The organism is Enterobacter sp. IF2SW-B1 (assembly GCF_001743375.1).
GTDB lineage: Bacteria > Pseudomonadota > Gammaproteobacteria > Enterobacterales > Enterobacteriaceae > Enterobacter > Enterobacter bugandensis.
In genome coordinates, this window is record NZ_MJAA01000008.1 from 133959 (window position 1) to 147710 (window position 13752).

Annotated in this window: 12 protein-coding genes; 7 read left to right on the plus strand and 5 right to left on the minus strand. The window is 57.5% G+C overall.

The genetic code is table 11. The features are described 5' to 3' along the window. Window positions 1-94 precede the first annotated feature (94 nt). The 4 genes from purC to ypfH all read left to right on the plus strand — a co-directional run bounded on the left by purC (window position 95) and on the right by ypfH (window position 4510). The gene (purC, locus tag A6013_RS16550) at window positions 95-808 is read left to right on the plus strand and encodes a phosphoribosylaminoimidazolesuccinocarboxamide synthase (protein WP_048959912.1); all 714 of its coding nucleotides are present in this window, start codon (window positions 95-97) and stop codon (window positions 806-808) included. Between the two features lie 120 nt (window positions 809-928). Further along, a complete protein-coding gene (locus tag A6013_RS16555; RefSeq protein ID WP_028014019.1) occupies window positions 929-1795 on the plus strand; it encodes a neutral zinc metallopeptidase in 867 nt (288 codons plus the stop codon). Beyond that, a complete protein-coding gene (locus A6013_RS16560) occupies window positions 1795-3741 on the plus strand; it encodes a tRNA(Met) cytidine acetyltransferase TmcA (RefSeq protein ID WP_069733448.1) in 1947 nt (648 codons plus the stop codon). The genes A6013_RS16555 and A6013_RS16560 overlap by 1 nt, the downstream gene beginning before the upstream one ends. A gap of 73 nt (window positions 3742-3814) precedes the next feature. Next, on the plus strand, window positions 3815-4510 hold the full coding sequence (gene ypfH / locus A6013_RS16565; RefSeq protein WP_028014017.1) for an esterase: 696 nt from the start codon (window positions 3815-3817) through the stop codon (window positions 4508-4510). 38 nt (window positions 4511-4548) lie between these two features. On the opposite strand, the gene A6013_RS16570 is transcribed toward ypfH, so the two are convergent. From A6013_RS16570 to A6013_RS16580, 3 genes are read right to left on the minus strand one after another with little or no spacing between them, the layout of a single operon-like run. Next, window positions 4549-4746 carry a YpfN family protein gene (locus A6013_RS16570; protein ID WP_013098222.1) on the minus strand — a complete coding sequence of 66 codons (198 nt, stop codon included), beginning with the start codon at window positions 4744-4746 and terminating at the stop codon, window positions 4549-4551. Window positions 4747-4770: 24 nt separating this feature from the next. Continuing rightward, window positions 4771-5898, minus strand: a complete 1128-nt coding sequence (gene dapE, locus A6013_RS16575) for a succinyl-diaminopimelate desuccinylase (RefSeq protein WP_028014016.1) — start codon at window positions 5896-5898, stop codon at window positions 4771-4773. A 3-nt stretch (window positions 5899-5901) separates the two neighbouring features. Then, the gene (locus tag A6013_RS16580) at window positions 5902-6258 is read right to left on the minus strand and encodes an ArsC family reductase (protein WP_045261161.1); all 357 of its coding nucleotides are present in this window, start codon (window positions 6256-6258) and stop codon (window positions 5902-5904) included. 387 nt (window positions 6259-6645) lie between these two features. Here A6013_RS16580 and ypfM point away from each other — a divergent pair, with 387 nt between their 5' ends. Continuing rightward, complete coding sequence (gene ypfM / locus A6013_RS26890) at window positions 6646-6705, plus strand: protein YpfM (RefSeq protein ID WP_015572204.1); 60 nt, start codon at window positions 6646-6648, stop codon at window positions 6703-6705. 108 nt (window positions 6706-6813) lie between these two features. Here ypfM and acrD read toward each other — a convergent pair whose 3' ends face one another. Further along, a complete protein-coding gene (acrD, locus tag A6013_RS16585) occupies window positions 6814-9927 on the minus strand; it encodes a multidrug efflux RND transporter permease AcrD (RefSeq protein WP_069733449.1) in 3114 nt (1037 codons plus the stop codon). A 142-nt stretch (window positions 9928-10069) separates the two neighbouring features. Further along, window positions 10070-11764: a nitrate/nitrite two-component system sensor histidine kinase NarQ gene (gene narQ, locus A6013_RS16590; protein ID WP_028014013.1), complete on the minus strand. Its 1695-nt coding sequence runs from the start codon at window positions 11762-11764 to the stop codon at window positions 10070-10072. Window positions 11765-12000: 236 nt separating this feature from the next. Between narQ and nudK the strand changes: the two genes are divergently transcribed. Together nudK and A6013_RS16600 are read left to right on the plus strand one after the other, a co-directional pair. Further along, window positions 12001-12591 carry a GDP-mannose pyrophosphatase NudK gene (gene nudK / locus A6013_RS16595; RefSeq protein WP_041908784.1) on the plus strand — a complete coding sequence of 197 codons (591 nt, stop codon included), beginning with the start codon at window positions 12001-12003 and terminating at the stop codon, window positions 12589-12591. Between the two features lie 109 nt (window positions 12592-12700). After that, the gene (locus A6013_RS16600; RefSeq protein WP_047364145.1) at window positions 12701-13744 is read left to right on the plus strand and encodes a DUF1176 domain-containing protein; all 1044 of its coding nucleotides are present in this window, start codon (window positions 12701-12703) and stop codon (window positions 13742-13744) included. Window positions 13745-13752 lie beyond the last annotated feature (8 nt).

The following is a 13752-nucleotide window of genomic DNA, read 5'->3' on the forward strand; positions in this document are numbered from 1 at the left end:
AATCCCGCCCTTTTTATTTTCGTGCTACGCAAACGTGTGCGTGGCATAATATACCCCGTTTTGAACGCAAATTATCACACCAGGAGTAATGAAGATGCAGAAGCAAGCTGAGTTGTATCGTGGCAAAGCGAAGACCGTATACAGCACGGATAACCCGGATCTGTTGGTGCTCGAGTTCCGCAATGATACGTCAGCAGGGGATGGCGCCCGCATTGAGCAGTTCGATCGTAAAGGCATGGTGAACAACAAGTTCAACCACTTCATTATGACTAAACTGGCCGAAGCGGGTATCCCGACCCAGATGGAAGCGTTGCTGTCCGATACGGAATGTCTGGTGAAAAAACTGGATATGGTTCCGGTTGAGTGCGTGATTCGTAACCGTGCGGCAGGCTCCCTGGTGAAGCGTCTGGGCATTGAAGAAGGTATCGAGCTGAATCCACCGCTGTTCGACCTGTTCCTGAAAAACGATGCCATGCACGACCCAATGGTCAACGAATCCTACTGCGAAACCTTCGGCTGGGTGAGCAAAGAGAACCTGGCGCGCATGCAGGAACTGACCTACAAAGCCAACGACGTGCTGAAAAAGCTGTTTGATGACGCGGGCCTGATCCTCGTCGACTTCAAGCTGGAGTTTGGTCTGTTCAAAGGTGAAGTGGTGCTGGGCGACGAGTTCTCCCCGGACGGCAGCCGCCTGTGGGATAAAGAAACCCTGGATAAAATGGACAAAGACCGTTTCCGTCAGAGCCTGGGTGGCCTGATTGAAGCGTACGAGGCGGTAGCTCACCGTTTAGGCGTTAAGCTCGACTAAGTCCCTCAGTTGCCAAAGGATGTTCGCATCCTTTGGCGTCTTACCTTTGTTTCCTATGGTAATCTTGCCGTTAACCGCCTACGATCATAGCTATTATTAATGGAATAGTTCGAGGTGGTTATGCGCTGGCAAGGGCGTCGTGAAAGTGACAATGTAGAAGACAGACGCAGTGATGGTGGCGGCGGTCCTTCAATGGGCGGGCCCGGCTTCCGCTTACCCAGCGGCAAGGGCGGTATCATCCTGCTGATTGTGGTGCTGGTCGCAGGGTATTACGGCGTCGACCTCACCGGTCTGATGACCGGTCAACCGCTGCAGCAGCAACAGTCTCAGCACTCCATCAGCCCGAATGAAGATGAAGCGGCCAAATTTACCTCCGTTATTCTCGCCACAACTGAAGACACCTGGAGTCAGCAGTTCGAGAAGATGGGGCGCACCTACCAGCAGCCGAAGCTGGTGATGTACCGGGGCGCAACCCGCACCGGATGCGGTACCGGGCAATCTGTTATGGGGCCGTTCTATTGCCCGGCAGACGGCACCGTCTATATCGATCTCTCTTTTTACGATGACATGAAACGCAAGCTTGGCGCTGACGGTGATTTTGCCCAGGGCTACGTTATCGCGCATGAAGTCGGCCATCACGTGCAAAAGCTGCTGGGGATTGAGCCCAAAGTGCGCCAGCTGCAGCAGAACGCGTCTCAGGCCGAAGTGAACCGCCTTTCCGTCAAAATGGAACTGCAGGCGGACTGCTTCGCGGGCGTCTGGGGCCATAGCATGCAGCAGCAGGGCGTGCTGGAATCCGGGGATCTTGAAGAGGCATTAAACGCGGCTGAGGCCATCGGCGATGACCGTTTGCAGCAGCAGAGCCAGGGTCATGTCGTGCCGGACAGTTTCACTCACGGTACGTCGCAGCAGCGCTACAGCTGGTTCAAGCGCGGCTTTGACAGCGGCGATCCGGCCCAGTGTAATACCTTCGGCAAAGCCATGTGATGGTGTCGTTTGAACATCTGACGCGCGAGCTTGAGCGTACCGGGCACCGCCGTCTGGTGGTGCTCACTGGCGATGAACAATGGACGTTGAGCCAGGCGGCTGGCCTGCGTGATGCCTTGCCGGGAGACTGGCTGTGGCTGGAGGAGAATCCCTCAAAAGCCGTTAGCGGGCTGCTGGGACGCGAATACCTGCACGCCGTTTTTGATGCGCGTGTCGGGTTTGATGTTTCAGCCTTTGCCGCACTCAGCGGGACGCTGCGCGCCGGAAGCCTGCTGGTGCTGCTGGTGCCGCCTCTCGCTGACTGGGCCGACAAGCCCGACGGCGATTCCGTGCGCTGGAGCGACAGCGCGGAACCGATCGCCACCCCGCGCTTCGTTCACCATTTTTGCCGGACGCTTGCCGCCGATGCGGATGCGATCGTCTGGCAACAGCATCGTCCTCTCTCTCTTCCCGCTGCGCCGGATTCGCCCGCCTGGCAGCCAGCCAGCGGCGAGCCGCAGCGCGAGCAGGCGGAGATCCTCGACGCGCTTCTGACCATGCCTGCAGGCGTCGCTGCCGTGACGGCACCGCGGGGGCGCGGAAAGTCAGCCCTGGCGGGGATGCTGCTCAACAGCATTCAGGGGAGTGCGGTGGTCACTGCACCGGCCAAAGGGGCAACGGATGTCATTGCGAGCTTCGCTGGCGAGCGTTTTCACTTTATGGCCCCGGATGCGCTGCTGGCCTCCACGACAGAAGCCGACTGGCTGATTGTTGATGAAGCCGCAGCCATCCCCGGCCCGCTGCTGGACAAGCTGGTGTCGCGCTTTCCCCGCGTGTTGCTGACCACCACGGTCCAGGGTTATGAAGGCACTGGCAGGGGGTTTCTGCTTAAGTTCTGCGCCCGGTTCAGCGGGCTGCGGCGCTATACCTTAACCACCCCCATTCGCTGGGCGGCCGGGTGTCCGCTTGAGCGGATAGTGGCGAATACGCTGCTGTTTGACGACGCGCTTATTGACCGCAAACCGGAAGGTGACGTGCGTATACGGTTGCTGGAGCCGCGGATGTGGGAGAGCGACCCGGCGCGCGTGGCAAGCGTGTATGAACTGCTGTGTGCCGCGCACTACCGGACGTCCCCGCTCGATTTACGCCGGATGATGGACGCCCCCGGCCAGCACTTTGCGGTTGCACACGCGGGGGCGGATATGGCGGGCGCGCTCTGGCTGGTGGAAGAGGGGGGATTGCCCCCCGAACTGAGCCGCGCGGTGTGGGCGGGCTTTCGTCGTCCTCGCGGGAACCTTGTGGCGCAGTCACTGGCGGCGCACGGCGGATCGCCTCTCGCGGCGACGCTGAAGGGGCGGCGGATTAGCCGCATTGCGGTGCATCCCCACCGTCAACGGGAAGGCATCGGCCAGCGGCTTATTCGCAGCGTCAGCGGTGAAGATTATCTCTCGGTAAGCTTTGGCTATACCGACGAGCTGTGGCGTTTCTGGCGGCAGTGCGGCTTTGTGCTGGTGCGAATGGGCAGCCATCGGGAAGCCAGCAGCGGGTGCTACACGGCGATGGCCTTACTGCCGCATAGCGAGGCCGGGCACCGCCTGTGCGCGCAGGAGCACCAGCGCCTGTGTCGCGATATGCGCGTTCTTTCGGCCTGGAACGGCGAAAAGATCCCGGTGACCGATGCCTGGGAAGCTACCCTTAATAGTGACGACTGGCTGGAGCTGGCGGGGTTTGCCTTTGCGCACCGGGCATTTTCAACCTCGGTTGCTGCCCTGACGCGGCTGGTGTTAGCTACAGACATGCCGCTTCCGGCGCTGCGCGGGAAAATAGAGGGTAAGACGGAGGAGATGGGGCGAAAAGCGCTGCTGGCTAAACTGCGGAGTGAAACCGCGCAAGCGCTTGAGAGCCTTGATTATTCCCGCTGCCAGCAGCTGAAAGCCGACATTTTGCAATGGCAATTTTTTCAATGACTTCTTCAGTAAAGTGGCATGGTCATTACCCCGCAGAGGCGTAAAATCCTGCTCATCAATTAAGGAGACCGCCATGAAACACGACCATTTTGTTGTTCAAAGCCCTGACAAACCGGCTAAACAGTTACTGCTCCTGTTTCATGGCGTGGGTGATAATGCCGTCAATATGGGACAGATTGGCCGCTGGTTTGCGCCCGTTTTTCCGGAAGCACTGATCGTCAGCATCGGCGGCGTGGAGCCGTGCGGTCCAGACGGACGGCAGTGGTTCCCGGTTCAGGGCGTGACGGAGGAGAACCGTCAGGCGCGCATTGATGCGATCATGCCCACGTTTATCGACATCGTGCGCTACTGGCAGCAGCAGAGCGGCGTAGGCGCTGACGCAACGGCGCTGATTGGCTTCTCGCAGGGGTCAATCATGTCGCTGGAAAGCGTAAAAGCGCAGCCCGGCCTGGCTTCACGCGTCATCGCCTTTAACGGGCGTTATGCAACGCTACCGACAAGCGCGACCACGCAGACCACCATCCATCTGATTCACGGTGGTGAAGATCGGGTGATTGAGCTTTCGCATGCGGTAGCTGCCCAGGAAGCGCTGGTGCGTGAGGGCGGGGATGTGACGCTGGATATTGTTGACGATCTGGGCCACGCGATCGACGACCGCAGCATGCAGTTTGCGCTCGACCATCTGCGCTATACCGTGCCGAAGCACTACTTTGATGAAGCGCTCAGCGGCGGTAAGCCGAATGATGATGATATTGTTGAGTTTATGTGAGGTTATCCCCTCTCCACAGGAGAGGGGATACAGACCGATTACTTCTTCTGGTCCTTCTTCGGCCAGTCGTCGTCATCGTCCCACTTGTCGTTAAAATCACGGTGCGGCGGGAGATCCGGCTTATTCGCGAGAAACTTTTTGTGGTCAACGCGCTTAAGGTCTTTAATCACGTTAAGCAATACACCCACCAGAAACACCAGCACCAGAATCCACCAGTACTTTGCAAGCCAATCCATTCGCTATTCCTCTCTGAGCGCTCGTCAGGCGACGAGTTGCTCCATAATACGTTGATACATGCGGGCCAGCAGTTGTAAATCGGCTGCGTTCACACACTCGTTGATTTTGTGAATCGTCGCGTTAACCGGACCCAGTTCGACAACTTGTGCACCCATGCGGGCGATAAAGCGTCCGTCTGAGGTGCCGCCCGTCGTCAGCAGCTGCGGCTTAATTTCATTATAGTGCTCAATGGCGTTCACCACCGCATCCACCAGCTTGCCGCGCTGCGTCAGGAACGGCTGGCCGGAAAGCCACCAGTCAACGGTGTAGCGCAGGTTGTATTTTTCCAGCAGAGCGACAACGCGCGCTTTGATCGTCTCGTCGGTCAGTTCGGTACTGAAGCGGAAGTTGAACTGGACGAAGAAATCTCCCGGGATGACGTTGTTACTGCCGGTTCCGGCCTTGACGTTGGCGATCTGCATGCTGGTCGGCGGGAAGAACTCGTTGCCTTTATCCCACTCGATGCCTACCAGTTCGTTCAGCATTGGCGCGGCGCGGTGGACCGGGTTATCGGCCAGATGCGGGTAGGCCACATGCCCCTGAACCCCATGTATGGTCAGGTTACAGGTCAGCGAGCCGCGGCGACCATTTTTGACGACATCACCCACCACTTCGGTACTGGACGGCTCGCCGACCAGACAGTAGTCAAGACGTTCATTGCGCGCCATCAGCGCCTCAACGACCTTCACGGTACCGTTATGGGCGCTGGCTTCTTCATCGGAGGTGATCAAGAACGCGAGACGGTTTTTGTGGTTCGGATGCTGAGCCACAAAGCGCTCTGCCGCCACAACCATCGCCGCCAGCGAGCCTTTCATGTCTGCCGCGCCGCGGCCGAAGAGCATGCCATCGCGGATGGTCGGCTCAAACGGCGGATTAATCCAGCGATCAGCGTCACCCGCGGGAACGACGTCAGTGTGCCCGGCAAAGGCCAGCGTTTCGCCCTGGCCACGCCACGCCCAGAAGTTCTGGGTGTCGCCAAAATCCATGCGCTCAACGGTAAAACCGATGGCGCGCAGGCGCTCAATCATTAATGCCTGACAACCTGCGTCGTCCGGGCTAAGGGAGGGACGGCGAATAAGCTGTTGAGTCAGCTCAATGACCGGGCATGACATACACTACACCTCTACGAAAAAGTCAGAATAAAGGGTTTCACTGAAACCCAGCAGCATAGGCTGACCTGGCTTGCAGAGCAATGGGCGTTTGATAATTGCCGGCATGTCGAGCATCAACTTTGCCGCGCTGTCAGCGTCAACGATGCTGGCGCGCACGGATTCGTCCAGCTTACGCCAGGTGGTGCCGCGGGTGTTCAGCAGCGCTTCCCATCCCAGTTCGTTAATGGCGGTATGCAGAAATTCTGCATCAAGCCCGTCGGCACGATAATCGTGGAAGCGGTACTCGACGTTATTAGTTTCCAGCCAGCGGCGTGCTTTTTTGATGGTGTCGCAATTTTTAATGCCGTACATCACAACCATGTTGAATCCTTTTGCTCTTATGGCGATTAAACGTTCAGTAAATTCGAAGATATATCTTTAGGTGGAATATAACACACTCAGGAATGCTCTGGATTTACACTTCTTCTTAATTCAACTCACACTTGTACGCTGAATATACTTTCACCATTTAAGCATAGATGTCCACCGTGTTTAAATTCTGAATAAACTCAGCGCGTAAAATAAAACTCACCCGTTCGTAGGGTTATTTCAAAATATTGCTGGCCGTCACACAAAATTTAAACTCCTCCGTTCATATTTATCATAAATCCCCAACGGTGGCGGGGTACAATCACAGCGATTGGTTAAACAGTCTTCACAATGATGATACGTTTTCGTAGAATGCGCATAATAATAAGAGAGGTTGTTATGATTGAACGTGAACTGGGGAACTGGAAAGATTTTATCGAAGGCATGCTTCGTAAATGACATTCAGTAAGAATTGCAAGAGCACTAAAATAAGTAAAATAATCATAGTGTGAATTAATCACACAATAAAAAGGCGGCCGATTAAGCCGCCTTTTTTATTACTGCGGGTTATTCCTGTCGCTCCCGGAGCGGGAAGCGACGACGCACCAGCACAAAGAACAGCGGCACAAAATAAATCGCCAGGATGGTGGCCGAAATCATCCCACCCATGACGCCGGTACCCACCGCATGCTGGCTGCTTGAGCCTGCACCCGTGCTGGTTGCCATCGGCAGTACGCCAAAAATAAACGCCAGTGAGGTCATCAGGATCGGACGTAGGCGCTGGCGGCAGGCGTGCAGCGTGGCGGCCATCAGCTCGTGGCCTTTGGCATTCATCTCGTTGGCAAACTCAACGATCAGAATGGCGTTTTTCGCCGACAAGCCGATCACCGTAAGTAGCCCCACCTGGAAGTAAACATCGTTCTCCAGGCCGCGCAGCCAGGTCGCCAGCAGCGCACCGATAACCCCAAGCGGCACCACCAGCATGACCGAGAACGGAACCGACCAGCTCTCATACAGCGCGGCAAGGCAGAGGAAGACCACCAGCAAAGAAAGCGCATAGAGGGCAGGGGCCTGCGCCCCGGAGAGGCGCTCCTGGTAAGACATGGCCGTCCATTCCAGACCAAAACCGGCGGGCAACTGCTGCACCAGTTTTTCCATCGTGTCCATGGCGGTACCGGTGCTGACGCCCGGAGCGGCTTCCCCGACGATTTCAACTGCCGAATAGCCGTTATAGCGCTCCAGGCGCGGCGAACCGCTCTCCCAGCGCGACGTGGCAAAGGCGGAGAAGGGGACCATCCCGCCAGAATTATTGCGTACAAACCAGCGGTTAATATCATCCGGCAACATGCGGAACGGCGCGGCTGCCTGGACATACACTTTTTTCACGCGGCCGCGATCCATAAAGTCATTTACGTAGCTTGAGCCCCATGCGGTTTGCAGGGTGTCGTTGATATCGTCGATCGACACGCCCAGCGCCTGAGCTTTACGCTGGTCGATATCCACCTGAAGCTGCGGGCTGTCGTCAAGACCGTTGTGACGAACGCGGGTCAGGCCGGGATCTTTCCCTGCTAGTTCTAGCAGCTTATCGCGCGCGGCCATCAGGGCCGAGTGGCCCGCGCCGGCGTGATCCTGTAGCTCCATATCAAAACCGGCGGAACTGCCCAGGCCGCTGATCGCGGGCGGGCTGCTGGCAAAGACGCGCGCCTCTTTAATGCGGGCAAACGCTTTGGTCGCGCGTTCGATGATGGCGAACGAGGTTCCCGTTCTGGCGTCGCGTTCGTCCCAGTCTTTCAGGCGGACAAACATGCGGGCGACGTTCTGCCCGTTCCCGCCCGGGCCGGAGCCGACGGTAGAGAAGACCGAAACAACGTTATTTTTCTCTTTGGTGAAGAAGTACTGCTCAACGTTCTGAACCACCTTCAGCGTCTGCTGCTGGGTGGATCCGCTCGGGAGCTGCACCGAGGTGATGAACATCCCCCGGTCTTCCTGCGGCAGGAACGAGGTGGGAAGATGCAGGAACAGCCACACCATGCCGCCCAGCAGCACAACGTAAATCATCATCCAGCGCAGGCTGCGGTGTAGCACTTTACCGATGGCAGATTCATACCGCTCGGCGTTGCGGTTGAACATGCGGTTAAACCATCCGAAGAACCCTTTCTGGCCGTGATGTTCCCCTTTGTGCAGCGGCTTAAGGAGGGTGGCGCAGAGCGCAGGGGTGAGGATCAGCGCCACCAGTACGGAGAGCACCATCGCCGAGACGATGGTGATTGAGAACTGACGGTAAATCGCCCCGGTTGTACCGCCAAAGAAGGCCATCGGGATAAAGACCGCCGACAGCACCATCGCGATACCGACCAACGCCCCCTGAATTTGTCCCATCGATTTACGCGTCGCCTGACGCGGGGAAAGCCCCTCTTCGCTCATGATGCGCTCGACGTTTTCGACCACCACGATAGCATCGTCCACCAGCAGGCCAATCGCCAACACCATAGCAAACATCGTCAGGGTGTTGATGCTGTAGCCGAACGCGTAAAGCACCGCAAAGGTGCCCAGCAGCACCACCGGGACGGCAATGGTGGGGATCAGCGTGGCGCGGAAGTTTTGCAGGAACAGGTACATGACCAGGAACACCAGGGCGATCGCTTCCAGCAGGGTTTTGACTACGTCCTCAATCGAGGCTTTAACGAAGGAGGTGGTTTCATAGGCGACTTTGTACTCCAGCCCGTGCGGGAAATACTGCGACAGCTCATCCAGACGGTCCAATACCAGCTTCGCCGTCGCCATTTCGTTTGCGCCGGAGGCCAGCTTAATACCCAGTCCAGAGGCCGGGTTGCCGTTAAAGCGGCTCAGGTAATCGTATTTCTCCGCACCCATTTCCACCTTAGCAACGTCGCCCAGACGCACTTCTGAGCCATCCTGATTCACGCGCAAGGTGATGTTGCGGAACTGGTCCGGGGTCTGAAGCAGAGATTGCGAATTAATGGTGGCGTTCAGGGCCTGTTTATCGACGGAAGGCGTGCCTCCCAGTTGCCCCACGGCAATTTGGGCGTTCTGGGCTTTGATGGCGTCCGTCACGTCGGTCGCCGTCATCTGATAGCTGTTCAGCTTGTTGGGATCGAGCCAGATACGCATCGAGTACTGTGAGCCGTAGGCGTCGATATCCCCCACGCCGTTAATACGGCTGAGCGGGTCCTGAATATTACTGGCGACGTAGTCCGCAATGTCCTGTTTATCCATTGAGCCATCGGTGGAGACAAACGCGATGGTCAGAATGTTGGTATCACCGGTTTTACGCACGGTGACGCCCTGGTTCTGCACGGCCTGGGGCAATTTACGCATGGCCGACTGCAGCTGGTTTTGTACCTGCTGTACCGCTTCGTCCGGGTCGGTGCCCGCCTCAAAGCTCAGGGTAACCGTGGCCTGTCCCGTGGCGCTGCTTTGGGAGGACATGTACATCAGATTATCCAGACCCGTCATGTTCTGCTCGATAACCTGCGTCACGGTATTTTCCAGCGTTTGTGCGGACGCGCCGGGGTAGTTTGCTGTGACACGCACGTTAGGCGGTGCCAGATCGGGATATTGCTCAACGGGAAGAGAAGTAATCGCCAGGACACCTGTCAGACACAACAGGATGGCAAGCACCCAGGCAAAAATGGGGCGATCGATGAAAAAATTCGCCATGAAAGTGTGACCTCGTTTTGCTGCACGTCATTATTGTTTATTGCCCGCATCACTTTAGCGGTAAGGCCCAGGCCAAACGTGGAGAAATAAAGGAGATAATGTAAATTATCATGCGCTTTTCCCGGCGCTTCCCCCTTTACCGTTATTTACCTGTTAACGGCGCGGGTGCGGGGAACGTCACGCTGACCTGCGTGCCGCCGTTTTGCGGCTGCGAGAAGTGCAGCATTCCGCCGAGCCGTTGCGCGCGTTCTCGCATAATGTTCAGCCCGTAGTGTCCCGGCGGCTCGCTGGCCTCGCCAATCCCGATGCCGTTGTCGCGAATGCTGACGCTGTGCGTGCCGTCCACGGCGGTCACGCAGCTGACGGTGATCTCGCTGGCCTGCGCGTGCTTAATCGCATTCAGGACGGCCTCCCGCACGATCTGCAGCAAATGCACCTGCTTCTGCGCGTCAAGCGCCAGGGTGGAGAGGCGGCAGTCGAGGTGCAGCTTCGCCTGCGTCTGGCTCTGCAGGGCATCGAGGGACTCCTGCAGCGCCGCGGGTAAATTCGCATGGTTTAGCGTCAGGCGGAAGGTGGTCAGCAGCTCGCGCAGTTGCTGCCAGGCGTTGTTCAGCTCGCGGGAGAAGTCGGTGATGATCGTCTGCGCGGAGGCATTTTCCGCCGGCACGGCGTGTTTAAGCAGCGTGAGCTGGATCCGCAGATAGGAGAGTACCTGCGCCAGCGAATCATGCAGCTCGCGGGCGATGGTGGCGCGCTCCTCCATCAGCAGCAGTTGCTGGTAATGCTTCTGCGCCTGGTTAAAGTACAGCCCACGTCCGAGCATGGTCGCCACGCTTCTCATCAGCGGAAGAGGAACGCTGCCCGTCTCGCTTTGCCAGCGCAGCTCGCCGTAGAGGGTATCCTGCATCAGCACCGGCAGGGTTTGCAGTGAAATGCCGCTCACCTCTGTTCCTTCACACAGCCGCCAGTCGTCGCTGGTGCGTAGCTCCAGGTAATTCATCTGCGTGTATTCATGCACAATCTGCAAAATATGCCGGAAGCACAGGCTGTCTATCTGCCCGGTATTCAGCGCCTGGGAGCATTTGAACAGCATGTCGAGCTGCTGGTGGGCTTCATGCAAATGCCGCGTCTTTTCCGCGACGGAGGCTTCGAGCGACCGATAGAGAGTATGTAGCTCGCCCGACATATGGTTGAAGGCGCGGGAGAGCTGGCCCAGCTCGTTGGGGAGCGCGGTGTCCGGCGCCGGGGTGGTAAATTCCCCTCGCTCAATGCGTTCGCTGGCGGCCACCAGGTTGTTCAGCGGCAACACCACCTGGCGACGGATGCGCCGCAGGGTAAACAGCGTCAGCAGCAGGATCCCGAGCGCGCCAGCCAGAGAGAGGAGGGTCACCGTCTGGATTTTATTTTCGGTGTAGTGCTGGAGGGCGAGCACAAAGGCATCAATGCGGCCGACAAAATCCTCAATGTGAGCGTCATACCATGCGCTGTCGCCGCGGGCGATGTGCTTGTCCATGTCCAGCCAGGCCACATGCAGCTGCTGATAGCGCGCCTTGACGTTGTCCGGGACGTACCAGCGGTTCAGCTTCTCCAGGGAAGGCGCGCTTAACGTTCGCTGCCAGTTCTCACGATGCGCCATAAGGGAGGGGCTGTTGCGCTGCATCTCGTAGCCGAGGCGGTAGCTCTGCATGCGCAGCGATCCCGCAATGTTGATAGCTTCGGCGTCACGCTGGCTGCTGGCAAGCGTCAGCAGCGCGACGGTGCTGGTCAGCACGGACAGGGCAATGATCGAAAAGAAAGCCCAGGCAAGGCTTCCGGAAACGGGGCGTTTAACGGTCACGGGACGGATCTCTGCATAAAATGGCTCAGCCACAGGTCATGGGCAGTTGTACATTGCCTGATAACGCGGTAGCGAGCAAATAGCTTATTCATACTAAAGATAAGGTTATTGATCCAAAAGCCGCTTTGGGCATTAACCTGAAATCTGGCGAGAAGTAACGCGCCGCCTGAGCCGACGGACGACAAAGCGGGCTTCACGGAGTAGTATAAACAGACTCATTTAGCCGTGGAGCCCGTATGTCCCTGAACATTACCGTTATCAAAGACAAAATCCTTTCTGAAAATTACTTTGTCCTGCGTAACATCACTTACGATTTAACCCGTAAGAACGGTGACGTGATTCGCCACAAACGCGAAGTCTACGACCGGGGCAATGGCGCAACCATTCTGCTGTATAACCGTGAAAAGCAAAGCGTGGTGCTGATTCGCCAGTTTCGGGTCGCGACCTGGGTCAACGGCAATGCGGACGGGCGCCTGATTGAAACCTGCGCCGGCCTGCTTGATGACGATGAGCCGGAAGTCTGCATCCGCAAGGAGGCCGTTGAGGAGACCGGTTTTGAAGTGGGCGAGGTGCAAAAAGTCTTTGAGCTTTTCATGTCCCCTGGCGGGGTGACCGAGCTGGTCCATTTCTTCATTGCGGAATACACCGATGCCCAGCGCACGCATCGCGGCGGCGGCGTGGAGGATGAAGACATTGAAGTGCTGGAAATGCCTTTCACCCAGGCCGTTGAGATGGTGAAAAGCGGCGAGATTCGCGACGGTAAAGCGGTGATCCTGTTACAGTATCTGCAAACCAGCGGCTTAATGAACCCTAAACCGATGTCGTGATAACGTGTATTTCAGATAAATCTATCCGATAAATCCGATTGAGCCCGCCCGCCCTGGGCACGAAGATACGCCCCAGATTGACCTTTTCGTTTCCGGGGCTGTGCCATTCATGCGCTACTGCGTTTTGCTTCTCTTCTTTTTCTGCGTGCTACCCGCACCTCTGGTGTGGGCTGCGCCCGCGCAGCAGTCTTTTTCAGACTGGCAGGTTACCTGCAATAACCAGAATTTTTGTGTTGCCCGGAATACCGGCGAGCATCGCGGTCTGGTCATGACGCTGAGCCGTAGCGCAGGCGCGAAAACGGACGCCAGCCTGCGCATCGATCTCGGCGGGCTTTCGGCCCCGCCGGTTAAAGAGCCTGACATTGCCCCGCGCCTGCTGCTCGACAACGTTCCGTTAAAGCTCAATTCGCAGCACTGGCAGTTAACCCCCTGGCATCTCAAAACTGACGATGCGGGTACCATCACCACGTTTCTGAAAAACATTCAGGAAGGGCAGGCGCTGACCCTGCGCGGGGGGAAGCAGACGATCTCGCTGGTCGGTCTGAAGGCGGCGCTGCTGTTTATCGACGCCCAGCAGAAGCGCGTTGGCAGCGAAACGGCATGGATTAAAAAAGGAGATAGCCCGCCGCTGAGCGTGCCTCCTGCACCGGCATTAAAAAAGGTGGCAGTGGTGAACCCGACGCCGACGCCGCTGACGCATAGCGAGCTGAACGATCTGCTGGATTATGGGACGTGGCGGATGAACAACAGCCAGTGCTCGCTGGATCCTAACCGTCGTGAAGTGCGCGTCACTGCATTAACGGATGACAAAGCGCTGTTGATCGTCAGCTGTGAAGCGGGGGCCTATAACACGGTCGATCTGGCGTGGCAGGTCTCACGTAAAAAACCGTTCGCCGCCCGTAGCGTCAGGTTACGTCTGCCGTTCACCCCCTCCAGCCAGAGCAGCGATATGGAGCTGATGAACGCCCGCTTTGATGAGAAAACGCGCGAGCTGACGACGCTGGCGCTGGGACGCGGTATTGGAGACTGCGGGATCCAGACGCGCTGGCGTTTTGACGGCCAGCGTTTTCGCCTGGTACGCTACGCGGAAGAGCCAAGCTGCGATAGCTGGAATGGGCCAGACGCCTGGCCCACGCTGTGGATCACTCGCTAGTTTTGCCG